This is a genomic window from Nocardia blacklockiae, from assembly GCF_015477355.1.
GTDB classification, from domain to species: Bacteria; Actinomycetota; Actinomycetes; order Mycobacteriales; family Mycobacteriaceae; genus Nocardia; species Nocardia blacklockiae.
Genome location: NZ_JADLRJ010000010.1, coordinates 154,738 through 180,710, shown reverse-complemented (window position 1 = coordinate 180,710; position 25,973 = coordinate 154,738). Strand labels below are relative to the sequence as shown.

25 protein-coding genes are annotated in these 25,973 nt (G+C 70.8%); 11 read left to right on the top strand and 14 right to left on the bottom strand.

Features of this window, described 5'->3' with window-relative positions; genetic code table 11:
• Positions 1–46: 46 nt before the first annotated feature.
• Positions 47–835 (bottom strand): hypothetical protein, encoded by a 789-nt coding sequence (locus IU476_RS27015; protein ID WP_195104676.1) that lies wholly within the window; start codon positions 833–835, stop codon positions 47–49.
• Between the two features lie 139 nt (positions 836–974).
• Here IU476_RS27015 and IU476_RS27010 point away from each other — a divergent pair, with 139 nt between their 5' ends.
• The 3 genes from IU476_RS27010 to msrB all read left to right on the top strand — a co-directional run bounded on the left by IU476_RS27010 (position 975) and on the right by msrB (position 2,688).
• Positions 975–1,874, top strand: coding sequence for a helix-turn-helix domain-containing protein (locus IU476_RS27010; protein WP_195104674.1), 900 nt, complete (start codon positions 975–977; stop codon positions 1,872–1,874).
• Positions 1,871–2,077: a DUF397 domain-containing protein gene (locus IU476_RS27005; RefSeq protein ID WP_195104672.1), complete on the top strand. Its 207-nt coding sequence runs from the start codon at positions 1,871–1,873 to the stop codon at positions 2,075–2,077. Before IU476_RS27010 ends, IU476_RS27005 begins: the two co-directional genes overlap by 4 nt.
• A 155-nt stretch (positions 2,078–2,232) precedes the next feature.
• Positions 2,233–2,688 carry a peptide-methionine (R)-S-oxide reductase MsrB gene (msrB, locus tag IU476_RS27000; RefSeq protein WP_195104670.1) on the top strand — a complete coding sequence of 152 codons (456 nt, stop codon included), beginning with the start codon at positions 2,233–2,235 and terminating at the stop codon, positions 2,686–2,688.
• Between the two features lie 56 nt (positions 2,689–2,744).
• Here msrB and hemQ read toward each other — a convergent pair whose 3' ends face one another.
• The 3 genes from hemQ to hemE form a co-directional block, all read right to left on the bottom strand.
• Positions 2,745–3,440, bottom strand: a complete 696-nt coding sequence (gene hemQ, locus IU476_RS26995) for a hydrogen peroxide-dependent heme synthase (RefSeq protein ID WP_195104668.1) — start codon at positions 3,438–3,440, stop codon at positions 2,745–2,747.
• A gap of 553 nt (positions 3,441–3,993) precedes the next feature.
• Positions 3,994–5,340 (bottom strand): protoporphyrinogen oxidase, encoded by a 1,347-nt coding sequence (locus IU476_RS26990; protein WP_195104665.1) that lies wholly within the window; start codon positions 5,338–5,340, stop codon positions 3,994–3,996.
• A gap of 112 nt (positions 5,341–5,452) precedes the next feature.
• Complete coding sequence (gene hemE / locus IU476_RS26985; protein WP_195104663.1) at positions 5,453–6,520, bottom strand: uroporphyrinogen decarboxylase; 1,068 nt, start codon at positions 6,518–6,520, stop codon at positions 5,453–5,455.
• A gap of 172 nt (positions 6,521–6,692) precedes the next feature.
• Here hemE and IU476_RS26980 point away from each other — a divergent pair, with 172 nt between their 5' ends.
• Both IU476_RS26980 and IU476_RS26975 read left to right on the top strand, forming a co-directional pair.
• On the top strand, positions 6,693–7,244 hold the full coding sequence (locus IU476_RS26980) for a DUF3000 domain-containing protein (protein ID WP_228824413.1): 552 nt from the start codon (positions 6,693–6,695) through the stop codon (positions 7,242–7,244).
• A gap of 22 nt (positions 7,245–7,266) precedes the next feature.
• On the top strand, positions 7,267–8,538 hold the full coding sequence (locus IU476_RS26975; RefSeq protein WP_195104661.1) for an HRDC domain-containing protein: 1,272 nt from the start codon (positions 7,267–7,269) through the stop codon (positions 8,536–8,538).
• A 71-nt stretch (positions 8,539–8,609) separates the two neighbouring features.
• On the opposite strand, the gene IU476_RS26970 is transcribed toward IU476_RS26975, so the two are convergent.
• Both IU476_RS26970 and dxs read right to left on the bottom strand, forming a co-directional pair.
• Positions 8,610–9,413 (bottom strand): enoyl-CoA hydratase, encoded by an 804-nt coding sequence (locus IU476_RS26970; RefSeq protein WP_195104658.1) that lies wholly within the window; start codon positions 9,411–9,413, stop codon positions 8,610–8,612.
• Between the two features lie 114 nt (positions 9,414–9,527).
• Positions 9,528–11,417 carry a 1-deoxy-D-xylulose-5-phosphate synthase gene (dxs, locus tag IU476_RS26965; RefSeq protein ID WP_195104656.1) on the bottom strand — a complete coding sequence of 630 codons (1,890 nt, stop codon included), beginning with the start codon at positions 11,415–11,417 and terminating at the stop codon, positions 9,528–9,530.
• A 536-nt stretch (positions 11,418–11,953) separates the two neighbouring features.
• On the opposite strand from dxs, the gene IU476_RS26960 reads away from it, so the two are divergent.
• Positions 11,954–12,628 (top strand): SIMPL domain-containing protein, encoded by a 675-nt coding sequence (locus IU476_RS26960; protein ID WP_195104653.1) that lies wholly within the window; start codon positions 11,954–11,956, stop codon positions 12,626–12,628.
• A 284-nt stretch (positions 12,629–12,912) separates the two neighbouring features.
• Here IU476_RS26960 and IU476_RS26955 read toward each other — a convergent pair whose 3' ends face one another.
• Both IU476_RS26955 and IU476_RS26950 read right to left on the bottom strand, forming a co-directional pair.
• Positions 12,913–14,208, bottom strand: coding sequence for a class I SAM-dependent RNA methyltransferase (locus IU476_RS26955; RefSeq protein ID WP_195104651.1), 1,296 nt, complete (start codon positions 14,206–14,208; stop codon positions 12,913–12,915).
• Between the two features lie 196 nt (positions 14,209–14,404).
• Positions 14,405–16,393: an APC family permease gene (locus tag IU476_RS26950; RefSeq protein WP_195104649.1), complete on the bottom strand. Its 1,989-nt coding sequence runs from the start codon at positions 16,391–16,393 to the stop codon at positions 14,405–14,407.
• 236 nt (positions 16,394–16,629) lie between these two features.
• Here IU476_RS26950 and IU476_RS26945 point away from each other — a divergent pair, with 236 nt between their 5' ends.
• Together IU476_RS26945 and IU476_RS26940 are read left to right on the top strand one after the other, a co-directional pair.
• On the top strand, positions 16,630–17,301 hold the full coding sequence (locus IU476_RS26945; protein ID WP_195104645.1) for a potassium channel family protein: 672 nt from the start codon (positions 16,630–16,632) through the stop codon (positions 17,299–17,301).
• Positions 17,298–17,972: a potassium channel family protein gene (locus IU476_RS26940; RefSeq protein ID WP_195104642.1), complete on the top strand. Its 675-nt coding sequence runs from the start codon at positions 17,298–17,300 to the stop codon at positions 17,970–17,972. The genes IU476_RS26945 and IU476_RS26940 overlap by 4 nt, the downstream gene beginning before the upstream one ends.
• Positions 17,973–17,974: 2 nt before the next feature.
• Here the strand turns inward: IU476_RS26940 and IU476_RS26935 are convergent, their stop codons facing one another.
• The 3 genes from IU476_RS26935 to IU476_RS26925 form a co-directional block, all read right to left on the bottom strand.
• Positions 17,975–18,601, bottom strand: a complete 627-nt coding sequence (locus IU476_RS26935; RefSeq protein WP_195104817.1) for a sigma-70 family RNA polymerase sigma factor — start codon at positions 18,599–18,601, stop codon at positions 17,975–17,977.
• A 204-nt stretch (positions 18,602–18,805) separates the two neighbouring features.
• Positions 18,806–19,543 (bottom strand): DUF3159 domain-containing protein, encoded by a 738-nt coding sequence (locus tag IU476_RS26930; RefSeq protein WP_195104640.1) that lies wholly within the window; start codon positions 19,541–19,543, stop codon positions 18,806–18,808.
• A 3-nt stretch (positions 19,544–19,546) separates the two neighbouring features.
• Positions 19,547–19,972 carry an OB-fold nucleic acid binding domain-containing protein gene (locus tag IU476_RS26925; protein ID WP_228824375.1) on the bottom strand — a complete coding sequence of 142 codons (426 nt, stop codon included), beginning with the start codon at positions 19,970–19,972 and terminating at the stop codon, positions 19,547–19,549.
• 280 nt (positions 19,973–20,252) lie between these two features.
• On the opposite strand from IU476_RS26925, the gene IU476_RS26920 reads away from it, so the two are divergent.
• Entirely contained in the window at positions 20,253–20,969 is a 717-nt protein-coding gene (locus tag IU476_RS26920) for an alpha/beta fold hydrolase (RefSeq protein ID WP_195104638.1), read from the top strand.
• Between the two features lie 341 nt (positions 20,970–21,310).
• Here IU476_RS26920 and IU476_RS26915 read toward each other — a convergent pair whose 3' ends face one another.
• Together IU476_RS26915 and dut are read right to left on the bottom strand one after the other, a co-directional pair.
• Positions 21,311–22,216, bottom strand: coding sequence for a DUF3710 domain-containing protein (locus tag IU476_RS26915; protein ID WP_324194340.1), 906 nt, complete (start codon positions 22,214–22,216; stop codon positions 21,311–21,313).
• Positions 22,217–23,217: 1,001 nt separating this feature from the next.
• On the bottom strand, positions 23,218–23,706 hold the full coding sequence (gene dut / locus IU476_RS26910; protein ID WP_195104636.1) for a dUTP diphosphatase: 489 nt from the start codon (positions 23,704–23,706) through the stop codon (positions 23,218–23,220).
• 178 nt (positions 23,707–23,884) lie between these two features.
• Here dut and IU476_RS26905 point away from each other — a divergent pair, with 178 nt between their 5' ends.
• Positions 23,885–24,370, top strand: a complete 486-nt coding sequence (locus IU476_RS26905; RefSeq protein ID WP_195104810.1) for a DUF3093 domain-containing protein — start codon at positions 23,885–23,887, stop codon at positions 24,368–24,370.
• A 97-nt stretch (positions 24,371–24,467) separates the two neighbouring features.
• Here IU476_RS26905 and IU476_RS26900 read toward each other — a convergent pair whose 3' ends face one another.
• Positions 24,468–24,770: a DUF4193 domain-containing protein gene (locus IU476_RS26900; RefSeq protein ID WP_195104634.1), complete on the bottom strand. Its 303-nt coding sequence runs from the start codon at positions 24,768–24,770 to the stop codon at positions 24,468–24,470.
• A 512-nt stretch (positions 24,771–25,282) separates the two neighbouring features.
• Here IU476_RS26900 and cei point away from each other — a divergent pair.
• Positions 25,283–25,960, top strand: coding sequence for an envelope integrity protein Cei (gene cei / locus IU476_RS26895; RefSeq protein WP_195104632.1), 678 nt, complete (start codon positions 25,283–25,285; stop codon positions 25,958–25,960).
• Positions 25,961–25,973 lie beyond the last annotated feature (13 nt).

The following is a 25,973-nucleotide window of genomic DNA, read 5'->3' as shown; positions in this document are numbered from 1 at the left end:
CGATCGCAAGCGAGCGCATTCACCTGTCCTCGGTCGCGGCGCTGGCTCACTCATCGAGGATCCGCTCGATGAGGTCCAGCGTGGCGGCCGTGTGGATCGGCTCGTCGTCCTCGGCGTCGAGCAACTGCCACGCATACGGCGCAGCCCAGCCGCGCACCAGCCGATAGCCTGCCCGTCCGGCCCGCGCGGCGAGTTCCTGGACCCGCCGAGTCACCGGGTCGGTCACGGGCCGCAGCTGCCTGTCGTTCACCCGGCCCGCGTCCACGGATCTACTCGGATTTCGTCGAATGTCCGGACACTGCTTTCGACGCGATCGGTGATACGCCCGGTCCGGATCCACCGTGATGACGGTGGCGATCTCGCGCAGTATGCGAGGAATGCCCGAACCGTCGAGATGACGGAGATCGGGAACGAAAACCGCCTCGACCCCGAGTCGCTCGACCACGGTGACCAACCGCCGCATCGGCCGGTCGGTCCGGCTGCTGAAAACGACGGTTTTCACGAGGTTGTATCCCGAACGCCTTGCGTGCGAACGTATTCTCTCCTCGTCGGCCGACTGCCGAAATCCGGAAACGTCTTTGTTCAGATAACCGATCGCCACCGGGCTTTTCAGCACTTCCGCCCAGCTCACAGCTCCTCCTCGAAAGCGTCCGGCGTCCTGCCCGGAACACCCTGCGACAGTGCGCCTTTGGCTCTGATCACGAAACGACCCCCTGGGCTTCGATGCCGGATGTAGGGTGTACCCGGCTCGCAGCGCCGGACGGGGAGAGAACGTCAGCCGCGCTACCGGGTACACAACGGGGATCGAAGCACACGCGGAACTCATCTGGATCATCCGATTAGTCATTCATGCCAATTTCTCTGTTGTCCCAGTGGATGATCCAAAAAATGCGAGCCCGGTGATCCACAGAATTCGGTACCCGTGATCCACGAGTAGGGCCATACGTGATCCACGACCGACGGAGGAACCACAGATGAGCGGGACCAAGGGCCGACCGGCCAATGCGGAACCCACCACCGGCGTGCCCCGCAGGCAACTGGGCCGCTACCTGCGCGACATGCGGCAGGCCTACGGCATGTCGATCCGCAACGCGGCCAAGGCGATCGGCGTCGGTGACGGCACGCTACAGCGCCTCGAAACCGGCGCGGCCTCGGTGATCCACGACGAACACCTGGCGGCGCTGTGCGAGCTGTATGAGCACCGCGGCATGCTCTCGGCGCTGAAAGCGCTTGCGGCGCAAGGGAAAGAGCCCAATTGGTGGCATCAGTACGGGGACATCATCAAGGAGACCTTCAATCTGTACATGGGTCTCGAGGCGGCGGCCGAGGAACTGCGCATCTACCGGCCGGACATGATCTCCGGCCTGTTCCAGACACCGGACTACGCGCGAGCGCTCGATGCGCTCTACTTCCCCGAGGACACCGTCACCGAACTCGAACGGCGCGTGCGGGTTCGGCGGGAACGACAGCATCTCATCATGCGCAAGGTGTCTCCCCTGTCGGTCGATCTGGTGGTGGACGAGGGCGTCCTGCGCCGGGTCGTCGGCGGGCCGCATGTCATGGCCAAGCAGCTCCGGCACCTTGCCGACATGCCCGCGAACGTACGGGTGCGGATACTTCCCAACTCCGCGGGCTTCCCGCTCGGTGTCGCTACCGGGCCCTTCACCCTGCTGGACTTCGGGGTGGACGGCAAGGGCTACCTCCATGAACCGCCCGTGGTCTTTATCGAAAGCTACACCGGCGACATGTATCTGGAGCGAACGGACAGCGTGCGGAGATATCGCAAGGCGTTCAACACGATCCACGGAGTAGCGTTGAGGGAGGCCGACAGCAAGCATCTGCTACGGCAGATAGCCAAGGAGTATGTGCAGTGAACGTAGACCTCACCAGGGCGAAATGGTTCAAGTCCAGCCGAAGTGCGGGCGGCAGTGATTGTGTGGAGGTGGCCCACCTCGACGCGGGCATGGTCGGCGTTCGCGACTCCAAGAACCCGACCGGCCCCGCGCTCGTCTTCACCCCGAGCGAATGGGACGCGTTCACGGGCGGCGTGAAAAACGGAGAATTCGACCGGGCGTAAATTCCCGAAGTGGATGAAGATAGGCCCGGCGGACATCCCGGGCCTATTTTCGATTCCGGATGTCTGCGCAGAGCGATCTACACGGCCTGACCGGGGCGGTGAACAGCTCGCGCTCGGCCACCAGCGGCGGCAGCGGCAGCCATTAGACTGTGTGCATGAGTTCCGACTCCGATACCTCACTGCCGGCGCCCAAGATCCAGCTCTCGCCGCAGGAGTGGCGGACCAGGCTGAGCCCCGAGGAGTTCGCGGTGCTGCGCGAGGCGGGCACCGAGCGCGCGTTCACCGGCGAGTACACCGACACCGAGACCGTCGGCGTGTACTCCTGCCGGGCGTGCGGGGCGGAATTGTTCCGCAGCGCCGAGAAATTCCACTCGCACTGCGGCTGGCCCTCGTTCTTCGATCCCGCCGACTCCGACGCGGTGCTGCTGCGCGAGGACAACTCGCTGGGAATGCGGCGCGTCGAGGTGCTGTGCGCCAACTGCCACAGCCACCTCGGACACGTCTTCGAAGGGGAGGGCTACCCGACCCCGACCGACAAGCGGTACTGCATCAACTCCATCGCGTTGCGCCTGCACCCCTCGGACGACGCACCGCGCGAAGCGGACGGATGAACCTTACGACCGGAGTCCCCGCCTCCGCATGACCCGAAAATCCGGGGGTGCGGGCCTCAGGGCAGCGCGGTGATCAGTTTCTCGACGTCGACGCGCGGGCCGGTGAAGAACGGGATCTCCTCGCGCACGTGCCGGCGGGCCTCGGTGGCGCGCAGGTCGCGCATCAGGTCGACGATGCGGTGCAGTTCGGGGGCCTCGAAGGCGAGGATCCACTCGTAGTCGCCGAGCGCGAACGACGACACCGTGTTGGCGCGCACGTCGGGGTAGCCGCGCGCCTGCTTGCCGTGGTCGGCCAGCATCTTGCGGCGTTCCTCGTCGGGCAGCAGGTACCAGTCGTACGAGCGGACGAACGGGTAGACGCAGATGTAGTTGCCCGGCTCCTCACCGGCGAGGAACGCCGGGATGTGGCTCTTGTTGAACTCGGCGGGCCGGTGCAGTGCGGCGTTGCTCCACACGGGGGCGCTGGCCCGGCCCAGTTCGGTGGTGCGGCGGAAGTCGGCGTAGGCGGCCTGCAACTCCTCGATCCGCTCGGCATGGGTCCAGATCATGAAATCGGCGTCGGCCCGCATGCCCGCGACGTCGTAGATGCCGCGCACGACCACGCCGCGATCTTCCAGCGAGTCGAAGAACGCCTTCGCCTCCTTGATCGCCGCCTCCCGATCCTCGCCCAGCACCCCGGGCTGCACCTGGAACACCGAGAACATCAGGTACCGGATGGTCGAGTTGAGGGCCTGGTAATCGAGTCGCGCCATGTCCCCATCCTGCCACTGCTCGCCGCACCCCCGCACCGCCGCACCCCGTGCATGTTCCCGCACCCCGCCACACCGCCGAAACACCGTGCGCGCCAAGGCAAAGGGTGCGGGAAACTCCACTTGTCGGTGCTCGCTGCCACGCTGCCGACATGCCATCGACCACCTGCGCAACCCCACCCGACCCCACCGGCCCGAACCGCTGCCACACCCGTCCCGAGCTTCGCCGACACCACCGTCACGACACCGGCCACACCCGCTCGGCGAACTCGGGATCCACAGGCTCGACGCCGCCCGATTCCGCCGAGTACGCCTCCGCTCCCGCCAGCCACCTCACGCGGCGGCCGCACCCCGGTTGGCTGTATTCGACCCCGAACCTGCGAGATCGCCGCGAACTCAACGCCGAGCACGCCTCCGATCCCGGTGACCGCCACGTATCGCGAAGGCACTCCGGCTGGACGCGCTCGATTCCGAACCGGCAACAGCGCCATGAGCCCAATGAAGTGCCGCCGCTATGCGATACGGCAGTTCACGCCGACACTCGGCGTGCGGCGCGTCAGCCGAGGTGTGCCAGTACGCGTTCCGCGGCGGCGGTTCCCGAGGCGGCGCAGGCCGGGACGCCGACGCCGTGCAGGTACGCACCTGCCAAGGCCAGGCCGGGGAGGTCGGCGACGGCGGCTTCGAGGGCGGCGATGCGGTCGGTGTGGCCGGGGGCGTATTGCGGGAGGCCGCCGCTCCAGCGCTGGACTCTGGCGGTGAGCGGGGAAAGAGCGAGGCCGGTCACGGTCGACAGGTCTTGTGCGGCGGCGGCGATGAGGTCGTCGTCGGACCAGGACAGTAACGAGTCGTCGCCGAAGCGGCCGAAGGAGGCGCGGACAAGTGCCACGTCGCGATGCGCCAGATGTGGCCACTTGCGGCTGGACAGGGTGAAGGCTTTGGCGCGCAAGGGTTCCCCGGTGGCGACGAGAATGCCGGAGTTGTCCGGCAGCGGGGTGTCGGCGGGCAGCGCCATTGCGACCACGGCGGAGGAGGACAACTCGATACCGGCCACCGCGTCCGCCGCGTCCGGCGCCACTCCGCGCAGCAGCGTGGCGGTGCTCGGCGCGGGCGTCGCCAGGACGACCGCGTCCACCTCCCCCAGCGGATCCAGCCGCCAACCAGTCGAGGAGCGCGTAAGACTCGTAGGCACGGTGCCGGTGTCGAACCGGGGCGCGGCCGCATCGAACAGCGCCTTCAGCAGTACCCGGTATCCGTCCCGCAGACCTCCGAAGACCGGCGTGGTCGACGGCGGCGGCAAGGCGTCGGAGACCGCCTGCGAGAGACTGGGCGCACCCTTGTCGAGCGCCGCGGCCAGGGTGGGCAGCGCCGCCCGCACGCCGATCGAATGTGCCAGTCCCGCATACACTCCCCCGAGCAGCGGATCGAGACTGCGGCGCACCACCTGCTCGCCGAAGCGGTCGCCCACCAGTTCGCCGACCGCGATATCGCCGCCACGCACCCAGTCGAGCGGGCGGCGGGGCTCGTCGGCGATCCGGCGCAGCGTCGCCTCGTCCACCAGCCCGGCCATCGCCTCGGCGTCGGCGGGAATGCCCATCAGCGTGCGTTCGGGCAGCGGATGCGTCCGACCGCCCGACCAGATCAGCGGCCGCCGCCCCGCCGGATACACCAGCTGGTCGGACAGCCCCAATTCCGAAAGCAGAGCGGGGATTTCGGGCCTGCGCCCCACGAACGCCTCCGCGCCGAGATCCACCGGGTCACCCGCGAGGTCCTCGGTGCGGAGGATGCCGCCGATCCGCTCGGAGCGCTCCACCAGCACCAGCTCGAGCTCCGGCCCCAGCGCCGCGCGCAGCCGGTACGCGGCCACCAGCCCGCTGATGCCCGCGCCCACCACCGCGACCCGCATCGATCACTCCTCGCCCGCTCGCACTCACCGCACACTGTGGTCGCCGCTACGCGCCTGGTGCTCGCGCGCCGCCACGGCATTCCGTGACCTGCAACGTACTCGCCCGGTACGCCTACAGCGGCGTGGGCAGGCTGTGGATCAGCTCGACCGTGGCGGTGATCGCGCCCGGGTCAGTGTCCGGCAGCACGCCGTGGCCGAGGTTGAAGATGTGGCCCGCCGCGCCCATCGCGATGGCCTCGTCGGCCTCGCGGGCGATGCGGCGCACCTCGCGCTCGATCACGGCGGGCCCGGCGAACAGCACGGCCGGATCGAGGTTGCCCTGCAACGCCTTTCCGGCGCCGACCCGGCGCACCGCGTCGGTCAGCGGCACCCGCCAGTCGACGCCGACCACGTCGGCGCCCGCCTCGCCCATCGCGCCCAGTAGCTCACCGGTGCCCACCCCGAAGTGGATGCGCGGCACGCCCGCCGTCGCCAACTCGGCGAACACCCGCTCCGAGTGCGGCAGCACGAATTCGCGGTACTGCGCCAGCGAGAGCGCACCGGCCCAGGAGTCGAACAGCTGCACCGCGTCCACGCCCGCGCTCAGCTGTGCCCGCAGGAATTCGATGGTGATGTCGGTGAGCACGCCGAGCAGCGTGTGCCAGGTCTCGGGATCGGCGAGCATCATCGCCTTGGTGTGCTCGTGCTGCTTGCTCGGCCCGCCCTCCACGAGATAAGAGGCGAGAGTGAAAGGGGCACCGGCGAATCCGATGAGCGGGGTGTCGCCGAGTTCGTCCAGCAGCAGCCGCACCCCCTCGGCCACCGCGCCCACCTCCTCGCGGCGCAGCCGGGGCAGCGCGCGCACGTCGTCGGTGGTGCGCACCGGGTGCGCGATCACCGGGCCCACACCGGGCGCGATGTCGAGGTCGATCCCGGCCGCCTTGAGCGGAACGACGATGTCGGAGAACAGGATCGCCGCGTCCACCCGGTGCCGCCGGATCGGCTGCAACGTGATCTCGCACAGCAGTTCGGGGTCGAAGCACGACTCGAGCATCCCGACGCCGGCCCGCACCTCCCGGTATTCGGGCAGCGACCGCCCGGCCTGCCGCATGAACCAGACGGGACGCCGGCTCGGCGCACCGCCGGTGGCGGCCGCGAGGAAAGGCGCTTCGGACAACCGGCGGCGAGTTGGAGTGCTCATCACGGGCTATCGTATGCGCCCCGCGACAGGCGCGATCCGGCGCGCCTCCCGCTGCACCGGGTGGTTCCGGTCTACCGTCACATTCGTGACACCGCTCGACTTCCGCGACGGCGCCGCACCGACCCCGGGCCCCGACAGCGAACCAGCCCAGTTTCGCGCCGCGGTCGATGCGATGGGCAGCGCATCCGTGCACCCCAGGATCGAGCTTGCACCGATCCGGCCGCCGCAACGCCTGGCACCTTATTCATACGCCATCGGAGCCGAAGTCAAACATGCCGACGCGACCGTGGTTCCGGTCGATTCCGAGGGCGACGCGTTCGGGCGGCTGATCCTGCTACACGACCCCAATGGCCACGAGGCCTGGCACGGCGTGTTCCGTCTCGTGGCCTACATCCAGGCCGACATCGACGCCGCGCTGGCCGGCGACCCGCTGCTGCCCGAGGTGGCCTGGAGCTGGCTGGTGGACGCGCTGGAATCGCGGGCGGAGCCGTTCACCGCGCTCGGCGGCACCGTCACCTCCACCAGCTCGGTCCGCTACGGCGACATCGCCGGACCGCCGCGGGCCTACCAATTGGAGCTGCGGGCCTCGTGGACGGTGGGTTCCACCGAACTCGGACCGCACGTCGAGGCCTTCTGCGAAGTACTGGCCTACGCGGCCGGTTTGCCGCCCGCCGGCATCACTCATTTGCGCCCGCGTCCGCAGATTGCCGACGACCAGTTCTGACCGCCACGTAAAGTTCTGGGCTATGCCCGTAGCCGACGAGTCCGAAAATCCCACACGGGTCGGGGGAAACGACGAAACCGCCGTGCCCCTGCTGGCGCCCGTGGACGGTGTGCCACCGGTGCTGGACACGGCCGCGGCCGTCGCCGACGCCGCGGCCCGCCTCGCCGCGGGCAGCGGGCCGCTGGCCGTGGACGCCGAGCGCGCCTCGGGTTTCCGCTACTCCAACCGCGCCTACCTCATCCAGCTGCGGCGACACGGCGCGGGCACCTTCCTGATCGACCCGATCCCGGTGACCGACGCGCTCGCGCCGCTGGCCGAGGCGATCAACGAACTGGAGTGGGTGCTGCACTCGGCCGACCAGGATCTGCCGGGCCTGACCGAACTCGGCCTGCGGCCGGCGCGGCTGTTCGACACCGAGCTGGGCGGACGGCTGGCGGGGTTCGAACGGGTTGGTCTAGCGGCCATGGTCGAGAAGCTGCTCGGCCGCGAGCTACGCAAGGGGCACGGTGCGGCGGATTGGTCGACACGCCCATTGCCGGCGGAATGGCTCAATTACGCCGCCCTCGATGTGGAGCTGCTGCTCGAGTTACGCGAGGAGGTGGCCGCCTCGCTCGACAAGCAGGGCAAAACCGATTGGGCGGCACAGGAATTCGAGCATGTGCGCACCCTCGAGCCGGCGGCGCCGAAGGCCGACCGGTGGCGGCGCACCTCCGGCATCCACGCCCTGCGCAAGACCCGTCAGCTCGCGATCGTTCGCGAATTGTGGACCGCGCGTGACCAATTGGCCCGGCACCGCGACGTGGCCCCCGCCCGTGTACTGCCGGATTCGGCGATCATCGCGGCGGCACAGGCCGATCCGCGATCCATCGGCCAGCTGCGCGCCCTGCCGGTCTTCGGCGGTCCGCGCCAGCGCCGGTATTCGCGGGAGTGGCTGGCCGCGGTGGATCGTGCCCGGGCACTGCCGGATTCGGAACTTCCGGCACTGACCCAGCCCTACGACGGTCCTCCGCCGGTGAACCGCTGGGAACGGCGCGACCCGGCCGCGGCCGCCCGCCTGAGCCGGGCCCGCGCCGCCATGTCGGAACTGTCGGAGCAGCACGCGGTCCCGGTGGAGAATCTGCTGACCCCCGACCTGCTGCGCCGGTTGTGCTGGGACGGGCTGCCGGAATTCCGTTCCGGCGCCGTCCCGCAGGACCCGGCCCAGGCGATCGACGACTACCTGAAGGCCGGCGGCGCCCGCCCGTGGCAGCGGGAACTCGCCGTGCCGAGCCTGGCCGCCGCGCTGTTCGACTAGCCGGTTCGCCCCGGCGGCGGACGGGTCGGTCCGCGTTGTTCGACCAGCCGACTCGCCCGGCGACGGCCGAGTCAGTCCTCGAAGACCGGAGTGCGCCGGTCCCGGCGAGCGCGGATCGCCTCGTCGAAGTTCTCGGTGGTCAGCCGCACGTAGAGCTGCGCGGTGCCCTCGTGCTGCATGTGCGATTCGAAGCTGCCCGCCTCCATCCCGCTCCACAGCATGCGCTTGGTGAGCTCGGTGCCCACACGGCTGTATCCGATGATGCGTTCAGCCAGGTCGTAGCAGGCGTCGAGCAGTTCGTCCGCGGGCACCGTGCGCGAGACCAGGCCGATGCGCTCGGCCTCGGCGGCGTCCACGTCGCGGCCGGACAGCATGATCTCGAAGGCGCGGGAGGCGCCGACGGCGCGCGGCAGCAGATAGCTCATGCCGAGTTCGGTCGAGGTGAGTCCGTTGTTGATGCCCGCCGCGCGGAAGTACGCGCCCTCGGCGGCCAGCCGGATGTCCGCGCCGACGCTCAGGCAGAACCCGCCGCCGATGGCCGCGCCGTTGACCGCGGCGATCACCGGCTGGTGCATGCGGCGCAGCGCGAGCATCACGTCGTTGAGCAGATCCATCGAGCGGTGCGCGATGGTGGTTCGGGTGAGCCCGCCGATATTCGGCACCTTGCCCGCACCTTGCAGATCGGCGCCCGAGCAGAAGCCCGCACCCGCGCCGGTGAGCACGACCACGCGCACCTCGTTGTCGGCGGCGACCGCCTCCAGGGTCTCGCGCAGCGGGATCATCACGTCGAAGGCCATGGCGTTCATCCGCTCGGGGCGGTTCAGGGTGACCAGCGCGACCTGCGGGCGCGGCTTCTCGACGAGCACGAACGACATGCGGACTCCTACCGGCGACGACGACAGAAAATGTAACCTGTTACAGAATCTACGCGACGCGCGAACGCCCGCACTCCCGATCGCCCGAGACGACCGGTTCGGAACCGGGCCCGCTCAGATCCCCGCGAGCCAGCCGGTGACCCGCCGCGCGATGTCGGCGGCGGTGAGCCCCAGGCCCTCGTGAATCTGCGCCCGCGAGGCGTGGTCCAGGAATTGTTGCGGCACACCGAGATCGCGAGTCGGCACATCCATCCCCGCCGCGCGCAGCCGCGACGACAGCGTGCAGCCGATGCCGCCGTGCATGCCGCCGTCCTCGACGGTGACGACCATGCGGTAGTTCTCGGCCAGCTTCACGACCGTGTCCGAGATGGGCAGCACCCAGCGCGGATCGACCACGGTGACCGAGATGCCTTCCGCGCCCAGCAGTTCCGCGGCCTGCACGGCGTGCTGGGCGAAGGGCCCGACCGCGACCAGCAGCACGTCGCCCCGCACGGTCTGCGCGGCGCCGCCCTCGGGCATCCGCAGCACGTCGACGCCGTCCAGCCGCTCCACCGCCGAGAGGTCCTCGGGGACCGCGCCTTTCGGGAAGCGGACGGCCGTCGGGCCGTCGGACACGGCCAGCGCCTCGGCCAGTTCCTCGCGCAGCGTCGCCGCGTCGCGCGGGGCCGCGACCCGGATGCCGGGCACGATGCCCAGCACCGACAGGTCCCACATGCCGTTGTGGCTCGCGCCGTCGTCGCCGGTGACGCCCGCGCGGTCGAGCACCAGGGTCACCGGCAGCCGCAGCAGCGCCACATCCATCAGCAGCTGGTCGAAGGCGCGGTTCAGGAAGGTCGAGTAGATCGCCACCACCGGGTGCAGGCCGCCCAGCGCGAGGCCCGCGGCCGAGGTCATGGCGTGCTGTTCGGCGATGCCGACGTCGAACATGCGGTCCGGGAAGCGCTTCCCGAACGGGGTCAGGCCGGTGGGGCCGGGCATGGCGGCGGTGATCGCGACGATGTCGTCGCGCTGCTCGCCCTGGCGGATCAGCTCGTCGGAGAACACCGACGTCCAGCCGACGGACTTGCCGCCGCGCGGCAGGCCGGTCTCGGGGTCGATGGCGCCGATGGAGTGCATCTGGTCGGCCTCATGGTCCTCGGCGTGCCGGTACCCGTGACCCTTCTGGGTGACCACGTGCACGATGGCCGGGCCGCCGAAGTCCTTGGCGCGGCGCAGCGCGGCCTCGAGCGCGACCGTGTCGTGCCCGTCGACCGGGCCCAGGTATTTCAGGCCGAGGTCACTGAACAGCTCCTGCGGCGCCACCGCGTCCTTGATGCCCGCCTTGAGCGCGTGCAGCATCGAATACGCCGAGCTGCCGACGCCCGGGATGCCCTGCACGAACCGCTTGGTGGCGTCGAGCGCCTGCTCGTAGGCCGGTTGCATGCGCAGCGCGCTGAGCCGGTCGGCCAGGCCGCCGATGGTGGGCGAGTACGAGCGGCCGTTGTCGTTGACGACCACGATCAGCGAACGGTCCGGCCCGGCGGCGATGTTGTTCAGCGCCTCCCAGCACATGCCGCCGGTGAGCGCGCCGTCGCCGACCACGGCGACCACGTGCCGCCGCTGGCCGGTCAGCGCGAACGCCTTGGCCAGCCCGTCGGCGTAGGACAGCGCGGCCGAGGCGTGCGAGGACTCCACCCAGTCGTGCTCGCTCTCCGCGCGGCTCGGGTAGCCGGACAGGCCGCCCTGCTTGCGCAGCGTGTCGAAGCCGTCCTGGCGGCCGGTGAGGATCTTGTGCACGTAGGCCTGATGGCCGGTGTCGAAGAGGATGGGATCGGCCGGCGAGTCGAAGCTGCGATGCAGCGCGATCGTCAGCTCCACCACTCCGAGGTTCGGTCCCAGGTGACCACCCGTCACCGCGACCTTGCGGACCAGGAACTCGCGAATCTCCTCCGCGAGTTCCTCGAGCTCCGGTACCGTCAGCCGGCGCAGGTCCTCGGGCGTATCGACCCGGGAAAGAACTCCCACCGCTATTACTCCCTCTGGATGGCTCGTCTGTTTCGAACAGTCTACGGAGCCGTCCAGGGCCCTGATGACCAGAATGGCGACCCACCCCTGTTCACCTCGGCACGTTGTGAGCCTCGACATACCCCCGAACCACCCCACCCCACCCCGCCTCCCCTGTGCCCCAAGCACTCTCACAGCAACGCCAACCCCCGAGGACGCCCGGACCACCCACCCGGTCACCCGCCCACCCAGCCACGTTGGCCCGAACACGCAAAGCGCCACCCGGCCGAACGGACACAACGCCGCTACCGCGACAGAGCGGCGACCACACAGCCGACTCGCCTCCTCCGCCAGAGCCTCGCCGACCGATCGCCGTCCATCCGGACGGCGACGGCAAGCGCAGGCTCGGCGCTACGCGCGCACTATTCACCCGGCGTGCCGTTCCGGCGCGCCGGGCCGGGATCGGCCTCCGGGGCCGTGGGGGCAGGCAGTATCGGAAGTGCGGGCCGGTGGCGCACGGGGCCGGGCCGCATCGAGACGCGACGCAGGAGGCTTGCATGACCGAGGAACGCCCACAGCCCGCCACGGTGACCACCTTCGGGCACGGGACCGCGCAAGGGACTCCGGATCTCATGCGGGTGTCGATCTCCGTCGAGACGCGGGCGAGCACGGTCGCGCTCGCGTACGGACAGGCCGGGGAGCGGACCGCGGCCGTCACCGCCGCGCTGCGGGCCGACGGCGTGGGTTCGGCCGACATCGGCACCAGCGGGCTGTCGGTGCAGACCGAGACCACCTGGACCGAGGGCAGCGGCACCCGCATCACCGGATATGTGGCCACCACCGCCCTGACCGTGTCGCTGCGCACCGATCGAGTCGACGCGGGCCACCCCGATCCGGCTACGGTCGTCGTGCACGCGGTGGAAGCGGGCGGCGACGACGTCCGCCTCGGCGGCCTCAACCTCGCCTTCGCCGACACCGAGGCTCTGCTGGCCCGAGCCCGCGACGCCGCCTGGGACGACGCCCACGCCAAGGCCACCCGCTACGCCGCCCGCGCCGGCCGCGCCCTCGGCCGCGTCCTCCAGATCACCGAGGACACCAGCACCTCCCCCGCGCCGCCCCGCCCCACCGCGTTCAAGGCCGTAGCCCTGGCCGCGCCCGCCTCCCCCGTCCCCATCGAATACGGCGAGTCCGAACTCACCGCGACCCTCCGCGCCACCTGGCTACTCGACTGAACTCCCCCCACGCGCCAAGCCCCGCCTACCCGCCCGCGTGAGCGAACCTCCGGCGCGCCCAAGACAACTACGCCACATCGGTCCCACGCGGCGGGCCATGGCCTGCATCGACGAGCCAGGACTGCCCGCGCGTCAGGAGCAAGGCGATCGTCGTAATGGACAGCGCGCCATCAACGCGGCCAGGGGCGTCAGAGACATCCGGACGCCACGGTGAAGGCACACGCCGTGACGGCGGGGCAGGTGAATCCGCGGGCTGTCGACGTGGCACGCGGCCGAACCAGCGATCAGGGCCGGGCGCGCTCCAGGAGGGCGAGGCATTCGACGTGGTGGGTGGCGGGGAAGGCGTCGAAGGCGCGGAGGTGGGTGACGGTGTAGCCGGCGTTGCGGTAGAGGCCGATGTCGCGGGCGAAAGAGGCCGGGTCGCAGCCGATGTGGATGATGCGGGCGGGTTCGGCGGCCGCGAGGGCGGCGACCACGTCCTTCCCGGCTCCCGCGCGGGGCGGGTCGAGGACGACGACTTCCGGTGCGGCGGAACGGGTTCGCTCGTCGAGCCAGCGTTCCACGCGCTGGGCGCGCAGGTCCACCCAGGGCAGATCGCGTAGCGCGGCCGCGCCGTCGGCGACCGCCGAGCGGGCGGACTCGACGCCGTGTACGGCACCTGTCGCACCGACCTGGTCGGCGAGGCGGGCGGCGAACACGCCCGCGCCGCTGTAGAGATCCCACGCCGTGGCGCCCGGCGACGCCCCGGACCATTCCGCGACGACATCCGAATAACGTTGCGCCGCACCGCGATGCGGCTGCCAGAACCCGGTCGCCGACACCTCCCAGCGGCGGCCCGCGACATACTGCACGGCCCGGCCGCTGCCCTCGACGACCCGCTCCGCCCGGGGCGCGTGCGCCGCCGCCCGCCGCGCGGCCGTGTCGCGCCGATCGCCACCGCGCCGCCCACCTTGCCGCGACGGCGCCAATTCCACGATGTGCCGCAACCCGTCCCCGTCCACGGCCACGACCAGCTCGGCACCGGGCGTCCACGCCCGCTCGCCGATCCCGTCAACCGCACCCGAAACCGGTTGCGGACACCGCAGATCCGCGATCACCTCGGTGCTGCGATACCGATGCACACCGGCCCGCCCCTCCGCATCGACAACCAGCCGGACCCGAGTCCGCCAGCCGCCCTGCACATCTGGGACCGCACCATCCCCCCACGGGATCGGCTCGACCTCGACCTCGGTCTCCCACCCTGCTACGCGGCGCAGCTGCTCGGCGACCACGGCCGCTTTCAGCGCACGCTGGGCACGCGGCGTCGCGAAGGAGAAGTCGCAGCAACCCGCCCCGCCCGGTCCCGACACGGGGCACGTGGCGGGGACGCGGTCCGGCGACGGCTCCAGGATCTCGACGGCATCGGCACGGCAGAACGACTTGCCCCGGTCCTCGGTGATCCGCGCCCGCACCAGCTCGCCGGGCAGCCCGTGCCGCACGAACAACACCCGCCCCTCGTACCGGGCAACACAAAATCCCCCATGCCCCGGCGCACCCAACCGAACCTCGAAAACCTCCCCCTCCCAACCAGTCCCGCTCATCGCACCACCCACGCACTCACGCCCGCTCGCCGCACCCGCACCAACCGCGCACCCACAACCGCACGCCGCACCCGCACCAACCGCGCACCCACAACCGCACGCCGTGCTCGCGCCACTCGCGCACCCACAACCGCTCGCCGTACTCGCGCCACCCGCGTTCTCCCGACCCCTCGCCGCACCCGCACGACCCGCGCGCTCACGACCGCTCGCCGTACCCGCGGCGTACCGCGCCCGGCGCGTGCTCCATGCCGTGGCCGGCCTTGGCCGAGGACGAACTCAGCTGCCACGGGACGCTGGTCACCATCACGCCGGGCTCGAACAGCAGGCGGCCCTTCAGGCGTAGCGCACTCTGGTTGTGCAGCAACTGTTCCCACCAGTGGCCCACCACGTACTCGGGGATGAACACCGTCACCACGTCGCGCGGCGAATCCTTGCGGACCCGCTTGACGTAATCGACCACCGGCTTGGTGATCTCGCGGTACGGCGACTCGACCACCTTGAGCGGCACCGGGATATCGCTCTTCTCCCATTCGCGCACCAGCTGCCGGGTGTCGGGCTCGTCGACGTTCACCGTCACCGCCTCGAGCACGTCGGGCCGGGTCGCGCGCGCGTAGGCGATGGCGCGGCGGGTCGGCAGGTGCAGCTTGGACACCAGCACGATGGAGTGGGTGCGGCTGGGCAGCACCCCGTCCCAGGTCTGCTCGTCGAGTTCGGCGGAAACCGAATCGTAGTGCCGGCGAATCATTTTCATCAGCACGAAGATCGCCGCCATGGTGACGATGGCGATCCACGCCCCGGCCAGGAACTTGGTGATCAGCACGATGATCAGCACCGCGCCGGTCATGGTGAGCCCGATGCCGTTGATCACCCGGGAGCGCTTCATGCGCCGCCGCAGCGCCGGATCGGTCTCGGTGCGCAGCAACCTGGTCCAGTGCCGCAGCATGCCGGTCTGGCTCAGCACGAACGACACGAACACGCCGACGATGTAGAGCTGGATCAGCCGCGTCACCTCGGCCCCGAACAGCACCACGAACGCGATCGCGGCACCGGAGAGGAACAGGATGCCGTTGCTGAACGCCAGCCGGTCACCGCGCGTGTGCAACTGCCGCGGCAGGAACCGGTCCTGCGCCAGGATCGAACCGAGCACCGGGAACCCGTTGAACGCCGTATTCGCCGCCAGCACCAGGATCAGCGCGGTGACCACGGTGAGGAAGTAGAACCCGGCCGGGAAGCCGGAGAACACCGCGTGCGCGAGCTGCGCGATCAGGGTCTTCTGCTGGTAGCCCGCGGGAGCGCCGACCAGATCGCCCGCGTCGTGGGCGTACACCAGCCCGATCCGCTTCGCCAGCAGGATGATGCCGATCAGCAGCGAGATGGCGATCAGGCCGAGCATGAGCAGCGTCGTCGCGGCATTGCGGGACTTGGGTTTCCGGAACGCCGGCACGCCGTTGCTGATGGCCTCGACACCGGTCAGCGCCGCGCAGCCCGAGGAGAACGCGCGCGCGATCAGGAAGGTGAAGGCGATGCCCTGCAGATGGGAGTCGTTGCCCTCCAGCGCGAGTCCGAACGACTCGGCGCGCACGTCGTCGCCGAACACCTCGATCCGCAGGAACCCCCACGCCAGCATCAGGAACATGCCGATCATGAAGGCGTAGGTCGGGACGGCGAACATGGTGCCGGACTCGCGCACGCCGCGCAGGTTCATCGCCGTCAGCACCACGATGGCCACCACCGCGAACAACACCTTGTGGGTGTCGACGAACGGCACCGCCGAGCCGATGTTGGACGCCGCGGACGAGATCGACACCGCGACCGTCAGCACGTAGTCGACGAGCAGCGCGCTGCCCACCGTCAAGCCCGCTGTCGGTCCGAGGTTGACCGTGGCGACCTCGTAGTCACCGCCGCCGGACGGGTAGGCGTGCACATTCTGCCGGTAACTGGCCACCACGACCGCCATCACGGCCGCGACCGCGAGCCCCACCCAGGGCGCGTACACGTAGGCCGACAGTCCCGCCGTCGACAGCACGAGGAAAATCTCCTCGGGCGCGTACGCCACCGACGAGAGGGCGTCGGAGGCGAATACCGGCAGCGCGATTCGCTTGGGCAGCAGCGTATGCCCCAGGGAATCGCTACGGAATGGGCGGCCGACCACCATTCGTTTCGCGGCCGTCGTCAGCTTGGACACTCCTGCGAGCATAAGGCAGTCGCCCGCAGTCGCGCCCAGCCGCCGTGACCTCGCCGCCCGCGCGCCGCGCCGCGGTTTGCTCCGCGGATGCCGATCCCGCCCGTCCCGGCCTCGCAACGGTTTGAAGCGCCGAAGGAGGGGGAACGTGGCTGGGGTCGATGGACAGCGGGTACGGTTCCTCCCAGCGCAGGGAACCAGACCGCACATCACGGTTTCCGGGAATTGGGGTTGGCACGGTGTACGTAGTGATCATGGGGTGTGGCCGAGTGGGTTCCGCACTCGCCCGCGCCCTGGTCCGGGTCGGTCACGAAGTGGCCGTGATCGACCGGGATTCCAGCGCGTTCCTGCGCCTGGGCAAGGACTTCGGCGGTGAGCGCATCACCGGCGTCGGCTTCGACCGGGACGTGCTGGAGCGGGCGGGGATCGAACGGGCCGGTGCCTTCGCGGCCGTCTCCTCCGGCGACAACTCCAACATCATCTCGGCCCGGGTGGCGCGCGAGACCTTCGGCGTGGAGCGCGTGGTGGCGCGCATCTACGACGCCAAGCGGGCCGCCGTCTACGAGCGCCTGGGCATCCCGACCATCGCCACCGTCCCGTGGACCACCGACCGGTTCCTGCGCGCGCTGCTCAACGAGGAGGACGGCGCCACCTGGCGCGACCCCACCGGCACCGTCGCGGTCACCGCCCTCGATCTGCACGAGGACTGGTACGGGCGGACCGTGCGCGATCTGGAGGAGGAGACCGGCGCGCGCGTCGCGTTCCTCATCCGGTTCGGACAGGGCGTGCTGCCCAACAGCAAGACCGTGCTGCAGGCCGACGACACCGTCTACGTCGCGGCCACCTCCGGCAGCGTCGGCGCGGCCGCCGCGCTCGCCGCCAATCCCCCGTCGAGCGAGGACAAGTCGTGAAGGTAGCGATCGCCGGGGCCGGCGCGGTCGGCCGATCCATCGCCCAGGAGCTACTCCGCGGGGGGCACGAGCTGATGCTGCTGGAACGCCGCATCGACCACGTGGACCCGGCCGCGGTGCCCGCCGCGACCTGGGTGCACGGGGACGCCTGCGAGCTGGAACTGCTCGAGGAGGCCCGGCTGCAGGAGTACGAGGTGGTCATCGCGGCCACCGGCGACGACAAGGCGAACCTGGTGTTCAGCCTGCTCGCCAAGACCGAGTTCGGGGTGCGGCGGGTGGTGGCCCGGGTCAACGACCCGCGCAACGAGTGGCTGTTCGACAACTCGTGGGGCGTGGACGTCGCGGTGTCCACGCCGCGGCTGCTGGCCTCGCTGGCCGAGGAGGCCGTGTCGGTCGGCGATCTGGTGCGGCTGATGACGCTGCGGCAGGGTCAGGCGAATCTGGTCGAGATCACCCTGCCGGCCGACACCCCGCTGGCCGGCAAGGCGGTGCGGACGCTGCGACTGCCGCGCGACGCCGCCCTGGTGACGATCCTGCGCGGCGGCCGGGTCATCGTGCCGCAGGCCGACGATCCGCTCGAGGGCGAGGACGAGTTGCTGTTCGTGTCGTCGGTGGAGGCCGAGGACGAGCTGCGGAAGGCGTTGGGCGTCAACGGCTTCGCCACGCACTGAGGTCAGGACACCTGGAGTTCGGCGCGCAGCTTGTTGAGCGCGCGGTGCTGCATCACCCGGACCACGCCGGGACTGGTGCCGATGGCCTCGGCGGTCTGCGCGGCGGTCCAGCCCAGCACGATCCGCATCACCAGCACCTCGCGGTGCGCGGGCGCGAGCACCTTCATCAGCTCGCGGGTGGCGCGGCGACGCTCGGACACCAGCGCCATCTCCTCCGGGCCCGCCGCGGTCGACGGCTCGTCGGGGAATTCGGCGACCGGATACGCGGGCTGCTGCTGGGCGCGGCGGAAGGCGTCGGCCACCTTGTTGGCCGAGATGCCGTACACGAACGCCAGGAACGACTTGCCCTGATCGCGGTAGCGCGGAATGGCCTGCACGGTCGCGATGCAGATCTCCTGGGCGATGTCCTCGGCGGTGACGTGCAGGTGACCGCCGCCGCCGATGCGGGCCGCGCAGTACCGGCGCACCAGCGGCTGCACGATCTTCACGATCTCGGTGACGGCCTGCCGGTCCCCCGCGGCCGCCGGTCCGATCAGCCGATCCAGCTCGGCCGCCGCCTTCCGGCTCTCCGAGTTGGCGGCGCCGGTCTTCGGAGACCGGGTGCCGCGACCCTTCGGCCGGTCCTGCATTGCCACCGTGCTGCCCTCGGTACCCACTGGGGATCCTTTCGCCGATCGCTGATCTCACCAACGATCGTGCGATGAACCGAGGTCGCGAAATAGGTACCCCAGGGGTGGGTTCATCCCCACCTGGATACGCGCGGGGCCCCCAAAGGTGTGGGCACACCTGGTTGTTCGGCTGGACACGCCGTGGGGTTCATGATCGCGGAGGGATCAGGCGGCGTGCTTCGCCGGGCCGCTCTCGTTCTTGGCGCGGGGCAGATGCCCGGCCTTGCGGACGGCCCAGATCGTGACCAGCAGCGCGAGCGCGGTGAGCGGCCAGCCCATCGCGATGCGGGCCACCGCGAGCAGGCCCGTGGCGTCGTGGTCGTAGAGCCGCGACTGGACCAGGTAGCGGGCGCCGAAGACGAGCACCCACACCAGCGTGGCGAGGTCGTAGAGGCGCAGCACGCGGCGGTCGGAGCGCCAGTCGGTGCCGTGGCCGTTGAGCCAGCCCCAGATCACCCCGGCCAGCGGCCAGCGCACCAGCAGCGACACCAGGAACACGCCGCCGTACACCAGGCTGGCCCAGATGCCGAACGCGAAGAAGCCCTTCGCCGCGCCCATCCGGTAGGCGATGAACGCGCACACGCCCACGCCGATGAAACCGGAGATCGCCGGCTGCACCCGGTCGCGGCGCACCAGCCGCCACACCAGGATCGCGGCCGCGACGCCCAGCGCCGACCAGATCGCCACCGTCAGCCCCCACAGGGCATTGGCCGGGACGAAGACCAGCACCGGCAGCGTGGAGTAGATCAGGCCGCTGAAGCCGCCCAGCTGCTCGAGCATGGTCTCCTGCGCGGGGGGCTCGGGCTCAGGGTCGTCGCGCTCGGCGGGTTCCGGCCCGGTGGACGGGTCGCTGGCTACGACGGCGAAGCGATCGGTCCGATCGTCGCTGGGGGGTATCGGCATGCGTCAGGAGTTCTCACGTAGTTCGTAGTAGGGGTTGAAGATCACCTTGGCCCCATCGCGCTCCCCGATGCGGCCGCGCACCAGGATACGGCGTCCCGGATCGATGCCGGGGATGCGCCGCCGCCCGATCCACACCAGTGTCACCGCGTCGGTGCCGTCGTAGAACTCGGCCTGCAGGTTCGCCCCCGCGGCCTTCGGGCACGCCTCCACGCTGCGCAGCTTGCCCAGCATGGTGACCTCCTCGCCGCGCCGGCACTCGTCCGCTCGGCAGGCTCCCGAGGCCTCAGACGTCTCTGCCAGCTCCTCGGCGTCGAGACGGTCCAGATCGGCGGTCAGCCGACGGCCCAGACGGCGGAAGTACCCGCTGTCGGGGCCCGCCTTGCGCCCGGCAACTCCGGATTCTGCCCTGTTTCCGCCCGTGAAAGGCATCTTTGCAACACTTCCTGCACTGCAGACGGCGTGGGTCACACGTCGTCGGGTTTCCCACACGACCGGCCGAGCGGCCGTATATCGCCAACTGTAGATGGGCGGTTCCACCCTCGCTACGCGAGCCCGCTTACACCCGTGGGTACCCACCGCGCCCCGTGATTCCACCTCGAGATCATCGGCGTGGCGCACGTCACCGCGAGCGGGCGGGGCGGCCCGCCACGCTGCGGCGATACCCGCGCCCTCACCAGGATCGCGGGGGTCGCCGCGTAGGCTTCGGCGCGTGCCCGATCTACCCCGCCCGGCCCTCGTCGTCGCCCTGCCCGGTACCGGCTCGGACGCCGACTTCGCCCGCCGCGCCTTCGGACCCGCCTGTGCCGCACTGGATCTGCCGTTCCTGGCGGTGGAACCGGACCCGCGGGCGGTGGTGGCGAGTTGCCGGGCCGCGCTGGACACCGCCGCCCGGTCCGGGCCGGTGCTGGCCGCCGGGATCTCGCTGGGCGCCGCCATCGCGGTCGAATGGGCCTGCGCGCACAGCGATTCCGCGTTCGGGGTGATCGCCGCACTGCCCGCCTGGACCGGCGCGGACGCCGGAGACTGCCCGGCGGCGCTCAGTGCCGCCGCCACCGCCGCCCAGCTGCGCGCCGACGGCCTGGACGCCGTCGTCGAACGCATGCGCGCGAGCAGCCCGGCCTGGCTCGGCGCGGCGCTCACGCAGTCCTGGACCGCGCAGTGGCCGCACCTGCCCGACGCCCTGGAGGAGGCCGCCGCCTACCCCTGGCCCACCCCGGAAACCCTTGCGGCACTGACCGTTCCCACCACCGTCGTCACCGCCGTCGACGACCCGGTCCACCCGCTCGCCGTCGCCGAGCGCTGGGCGGCCCTCATCCCGCACGCCACCCTCCACCGCATCACCCTCGCCGAACTGGGCGCCGACCCCGCCATCCTCGGCTGCCACGGCCTGTCCCGCCTCCCCGGCCGCCACACCACCCACCGCTGACCCACCCCGCTCTACACCACTGAGCCAGACCTGCTCAGCACCGCTGAACCACCCCTGCCCTGCACCGCTGAGCCACCCCTGCTCGGCACCGCTGAGCCACCCCTGCCGCGCACCGCTGAGCCACCACCCGATCCGTGCCGCGTACTGCGGAGCCGTCCCCGACCCGCGCCGGGCGCACCGCGCCATCCCGACCCGCGCCTGTAAGTCGCGGATCGGGTCGTGTACCCCGGGGAGACAAGTGGTCCGGGTCGGGGGAATGGCGTAAGCCGGTGCGCGGTGGCTCTATCGAGGCGGTGGGCGCACCGGCCGGTTGCCGGTTGGTCGAGGTCCGCCGGGCGCTGTTAGTTGAGGCCCAGTTGTTGCATGGCGGAGCCCTCGGTGCCGCGGCGGGGTTGTGGGGGCTCGTCCGGGGTGATGGTGGGGTATTGGCCGGTGGCGTGGGCCTGGGCCTCGGCCGCCTGGGCCGCGCGGGCCTGTTCCTGGGCTTCGATCTGCTGCTGGTGGGCGGCGGTCAGCTGGTCGGCCAGTTCCTGGGGCAGGACCACGGGGAGGGGTTCGCGCACGGGGAGGGGTTCCTCGCCGCGGCGCACGACCGTCTCGCTCACGATCGCTCGCGCCGCCTCGACCAGCGGCTGGCCCTCGTCCACCGCGCCGGTCGGACCCGCCGCGACCAGGCGCAGCATCCAGCGGTAGCCGTCCACGCCGATGAACCGCAGGTCGGCGCCCTGGGTGACGGCGTGCAGTTCACGACCCCAGGGACCGGTCTGCACCGACACCTGCGCGCCGTCGCCGCGCAGCGAATCACGCAGATCGTTGACCACCGACCGCCACTGCCCCGGCGATTTCGGCGCGGCGTAGGCGGCCACCGTCAGCCGGCCGTGCGGGGTGGCAAGGTGCACCGCCTGCGGGGTGCCGTCGGGCGTCATCTCCACCTGCAACTGACCGCCCTCGGGGACCGGCAGGATCACCGAGCCCAGGTCGAGGCGCTGGTCGGCGATGTCCTCGAGCAGGTCGGCGACATCCTCGTAGTCGTAGGGGCCGGTGCGCCCCGACAGGTCCGTGGTGTCGCCGCGGCGGGGCACGGCGACATCGTCGAAATCCTCGTCGCGATAGACGGGCTGCTGCCCGGTCCGGTAAGCGCGCTGACGGCCCGTCTGGTAGGCGGGCTGCTGCCCGGTCCGGTACGCGGGCTCATCGGTCCCGGCAGCGGAATCGCGCTGGGCGGACGGCTCTTCCGTGCGATACACCGGCTGCTGCCCGGTGCGATACGCAGGCGTCTCACCCGTCCGGGGCGCGGGTTCACGCTGAGCCGGAATCCCACCGGTGCGAGGGCCGGGCTCCCGCCGGGCGGGCACACCACCGGCCCGGGAGCCGGGTTCGCGCGGCGCGGGCACACCACCGGCCCGGGGGCCAGGCGGACGTTGGGCAGCGAAACCACCCGTTCCCGGACCCGGTTCACGCTGAGCGGCGAAACCACCCGTCCCGGGACCTGGATCCCGTTGAGCACCAAAGCCACCCGTTCCCGGACCGGGCTCACGCTGAGTGGGGAACCCACCCGTTCGCGGGCCAGGCTCACGCTTAGCGGGAAAACCACCCGTTCCGGCAGCGGGGTCATGCTGGACGGGAAAACCACCCGTTCCCGGGCCGGGCTCGCGCTGAGCAGCGAATCCGCCTGTGCCCGGCCCGGATTCACGGTGGGCGGCAAAGCCGCCCGTTCCGGGACCGGGCTCACGCTGGGTGGGGAATCCGCCCGTTCGCGGGCCGGGCTCGCGCGGCCCGGGGATTCCGCCGGCCCGGAGGCCGGGCTCGCGGTGGGCAGGTATTCCGCCGATCCCGGGGCCGGGTTCCCGCTGCGCGGGCATCTCGCCCGGCCGATGGACCGGCTGCTGGCCCGTGCCGTACACGGGCTGCTGGCCCGTCCGGTAGGGCGGTTCTCCGCGCGGCGGCACGGGCCGTTGCGCGGGCGGGCGCGGGGCGGGCGGGCGGGCGGCGCGCTGGGCGGGCAGCTCGCCGGTGCGGTAGGCGGGCTGCTGGCCCGTGTGGTACGGGGGCGTCTCGTCCGTGCGGTACTCCGGCGTCTCGTCCGTGCGGTAGACAGGGTTCTCGTCGGTCCGGTAGGCCGACTCGTCGTACTCCTCGTACTCCGCCTCGGCGTCGTATTCGTCCTCGTCGTACCAGGTGTCGTCGTCGTAGCGCCGTCTGGGAGGAAGGTCGTCGCCGCCCTGTCTGCGCTTGCGTCCGAACATCGTCACGCCTCCTTGCCGGCGGCGGCGCCGTCGGCGACCAGGCTGGCGTGCCCGCCACTGGACCCGTAACCGCCCGCGCCGCGCGCGGTGTCGTCGAGTTCGCCGACCTCCACGAAATCGACCAGCTCGACCCGCTGCACCAGCAGCTGCGCGATCCGGTCACCGCGGCGCAGCTCGATGCGCGTGCGCGGATCGTGGTTGATCAGGCAGACCTTGATCTCGCCGCGATATCCCGCGTCGACCGTGCCGGGGGTATTGACGATCGACAGTCCCGTCTTGGCGGCCAGCCCGGACCGCGGGTGGATCAGGCCGACCGTGCCGATCGGCAGCGCTACCGCGATACCCGTGCCGACGAGCACCCGCTCCCCCGGCTCCAGGATGACGTCCTCGGTGGTGCACAGGTCCACGCCCGCGTCGCCGGCGTGGGCGCGCGTGGGGACGGGGATGCCGGGATCGAGCCGCAGCAGAGGTATAGGTGGAATACCGGTCACGTACAGCGAGCCTACGCGGTCGCCGCGCCGCGGTGACAGCGACATGGCCGGAGCGCGAGCGGCGGAACGACCTGCTCCCGCCGCACTCCGGCGCCGCCCGCTGACTTAGTCTGATGAGGTGTCCGACCAGTCCGCGGCGGCCCCCGAATCCGCCCCCTCCTCCGCAGCGCCCGAGACCATGAGCCGACCCGACACCAGCGCCCCCGCCTACTCCGAGCGACTGTGGGTGCCGCTGTGGTGGTGGCCCGTGGGCCTGGCGATCGCCGGCCTGCTCGCCGCCGAGGTGCACATGGGCGCGCCGGGGATCCGGGCCTGGCTGCCCTACGTGCTGCTGCTGCCGGTGCCGGTGTGGGCGCTGCTGTGGCTGAGCCGCCATCGCGTGGAGGTCGGGCCGGATGCGAACGGAACGGTCGAATTGCGCGCGGACCGTGCGCATCTGCCGGTAACGTATGTCGCCCGGGCAGCCGCGGTACCGGCCAGCGCGAAGAGCGCGGCGCTGGGCAGGCAGCTCGACCCGGCCGCCTACGTGCAGCATCGGGCCTGGATCGGCCCGTTGGTGCTGTTGGTCTTGGACGACCCGGACGATCCGGCGCCGTACTGGTTGGTCAGTACGCGCCGTCCCGAACGGGTCATGAAAGCACTCGGCGTACGCGACGCCAGCTGACCGGCGGTCGCCGCCGGTCATGCTGCGCCGGGCACGCACGATCAACCACCGCGCTCGCTGCGGCGAGCGCGGGTCGATATCACTTACTGCCGGGCGCTCAGGCCGCGCAATCCATGCAGATCAGCTGACCGCCTGCCTCGCTGGCGAGCCGGCTGCGGTGATGAACCAGAAAACAGCTCGAGCAGGTGAACTCGTCGGCCTGCTTCGGGATCACCCGAACCGACAGCACTTCCTCGGACAGGTCCGCGCCGGGAAGTTCGAACGATTCCGCGGTATCGCTGTCGTCGACATCCACGACGGCGGACGCGGCCTCGTTGCGACGAGCCTTCAACTCCTCCAGCGAGTCCTCCGACACCTCGTCGGTTTCACTACGCCTCGGTGCGTCATAGTCGGTTGCCATGTCGTCTTCCCCTCGTCCTTACTCCGTATATCCCGGACCGGCCCCGCCTCTGCCGATTCCTGTGGGAATCGGTTCGGCGAGCACCGCCCCGCCGGTGGTGTACGTCACGTGTACACCGGTCGCCGACCGGGCCAGATCTGGCGGACCTGTACCGGATCGCGCTCGGTCAACGCAGGACATGCCCTGGTTGTTCCCGAAAACTCGGCCCTGATTCACCTCTGTCGATTCGAATCGGCCGCCAGACAATAGCGGACAGGACGGCAAAAGTCGCAATCAAAACCCGAGCGCGTCGAAACTGAGGGGGTAATCGTCATCGCCACCCCTGGACAACGCCGAATCCGTGCCCGGGCGTCGAGCGAATCGTTACCCCCGCGATATCTGTCGCACAGCACCGCCGGACGTGCGGCGCGAACGACCCGGGCCCGCGTCCAGGAATCGCCGCGCCGCGCGCCGCGGCCCGCACACGGTGTCCGCATGCGGGAATGTGCGGCGCGAACTCGTAAGGTGTGCGTGTGGTTTCACTGATCACCGAAGGCAGCGCCGTCGACGACAAAGGGCGCCCGTTTCTGCGCCGCCGCTACCAGCCCTGGGTCGCGCTGGTCGCGATTTTGGCGTTGATCTGCGCGATCGTGTGGATCAAGGCGCTGACCACCGAGGGCAAGAGCCATGCGGCCATGGCCTGCAACTCCCCCTCCCCGGTCGCGGACCCGAACGCGCCGCAGCCCGCGCCGCTGGGCCAGCGGGTGTCCCCGTCGCGCCTGCAGGACGTGGAGCCGGCGCCGCTGACCCAGTCGAAGGTGCGCGTCTACAACGCTTCGGGCCAGCGCGGCTTGGCCGAGCACATCGCCTCGCGGCTCAGCGATCTGGGTTTCGCGAGTCCGCCCGCACCGCAGTTCGCCAACGATCCGGTCTACCTCAACGGTGATCTGGTGTGCACCGGGCAGATTCGGTTCGGCGTCAACGGCCGCCCGGCCGCGGCCGCGGTGCAGCTGGTCTCCCCGTGCGCGGAGCTGATCGAGGACAAGCGCAACGACGACACCGTCGACCTGGCGCTCGGCTCGCTGTTCGGCAACGAGGTGCGCCCGTCCACCGACGCCGAGGAGGTGCTGCGGTCGCTGAAGAACCCGGCGCCCGGCGGCCCGGCCATCGACTCCACGCTGCTCGACGCCGCCCGCAAGGGCACCTGCTGAGCGGCGTCGCCCG

Excerpts from the sequence above, each read along its gene's own strand:
- IU476_RS27015 (WP_195104676.1), bottom strand. The coding sequence starts at position 835 with ATGATCCAGATGAGTTCCGCGTGTGCTTCGATCCCCGTTGTGTACCCG.
- IU476_RS27010 (WP_195104674.1), top strand. The coding sequence starts at position 975 with ATGAGCGGGACCAAGGGCCGACCGGCCAATGCGGAACCCACCACCGGC.
- msrB (WP_195104670.1), top strand. The coding sequence starts at position 2,233 with ATGAGTTCCGACTCCGATACCTCACTGCCGGCGCCCAAGATCCAGCTC.
- hemQ (WP_195104668.1), bottom strand. The coding sequence starts at position 3,440 with ATGGCGCGACTCGATTACCAGGCCCTCAACTCGACCATCCGGTACCTG.
- IU476_RS26990 (WP_195104665.1), bottom strand. The coding sequence starts at position 5,340 with ATGCGGGTCGCGGTGGTGGGCGCGGGCATCAGCGGGCTGGTGGCCGCG.
- hemE (WP_195104663.1), bottom strand. The coding sequence starts at position 6,520 with ATGAGCACTCCAACTCGCCGCCGGTTGTCCGAAGCGCCTTTCCTCGCG.
- IU476_RS26980 (WP_228824413.1), top strand. The coding sequence starts at position 6,693 with ATGGGCAGCGCATCCGTGCACCCCAGGATCGAGCTTGCACCGATCCGG.
- IU476_RS26975 (WP_195104661.1), top strand. The coding sequence starts at position 7,267 with ATGCCCGTAGCCGACGAGTCCGAAAATCCCACACGGGTCGGGGGAAAC.
- IU476_RS26970 (WP_195104658.1), bottom strand. The coding sequence starts at position 9,413 with ATGTCGTTCGTGCTCGTCGAGAAGCCGCGCCCGCAGGTCGCGCTGGTC.
- IU476_RS26960 (WP_195104653.1), top strand. The coding sequence starts at position 11,954 with ATGACCGAGGAACGCCCACAGCCCGCCACGGTGACCACCTTCGGGCAC.
- IU476_RS26955 (WP_195104651.1), bottom strand. The coding sequence starts at position 14,208 with ATGAGCGGGACTGGTTGGGAGGGGGAGGTTTTCGAGGTTCGGTTGGGT.
- IU476_RS26935 (WP_195104817.1), bottom strand. The coding sequence starts at position 18,601 with ATGCAGGACCGGCCGAAGGGTCGCGGCACCCGGTCTCCGAAGACCGGC.
- IU476_RS26930 (WP_195104640.1), bottom strand. The coding sequence starts at position 19,543 with ATGCCGATACCCCCCAGCGACGATCGGACCGATCGCTTCGCCGTCGTA.
- IU476_RS26925 (WP_228824375.1), bottom strand. The coding sequence starts at position 19,972 with ATGCCTTTCACGGGCGGAAACAGGGCAGAATCCGGAGTTGCCGGGCGC.
- IU476_RS26905 (WP_195104810.1), top strand. The coding sequence starts at position 23,885 with ATGAGCCGACCCGACACCAGCGCCCCCGCCTACTCCGAGCGACTGTGG.
- IU476_RS26900 (WP_195104634.1), bottom strand. The coding sequence starts at position 24,770 with ATGGCAACCGACTATGACGCACCGAGGCGTAGTGAAACCGACGAGGTG.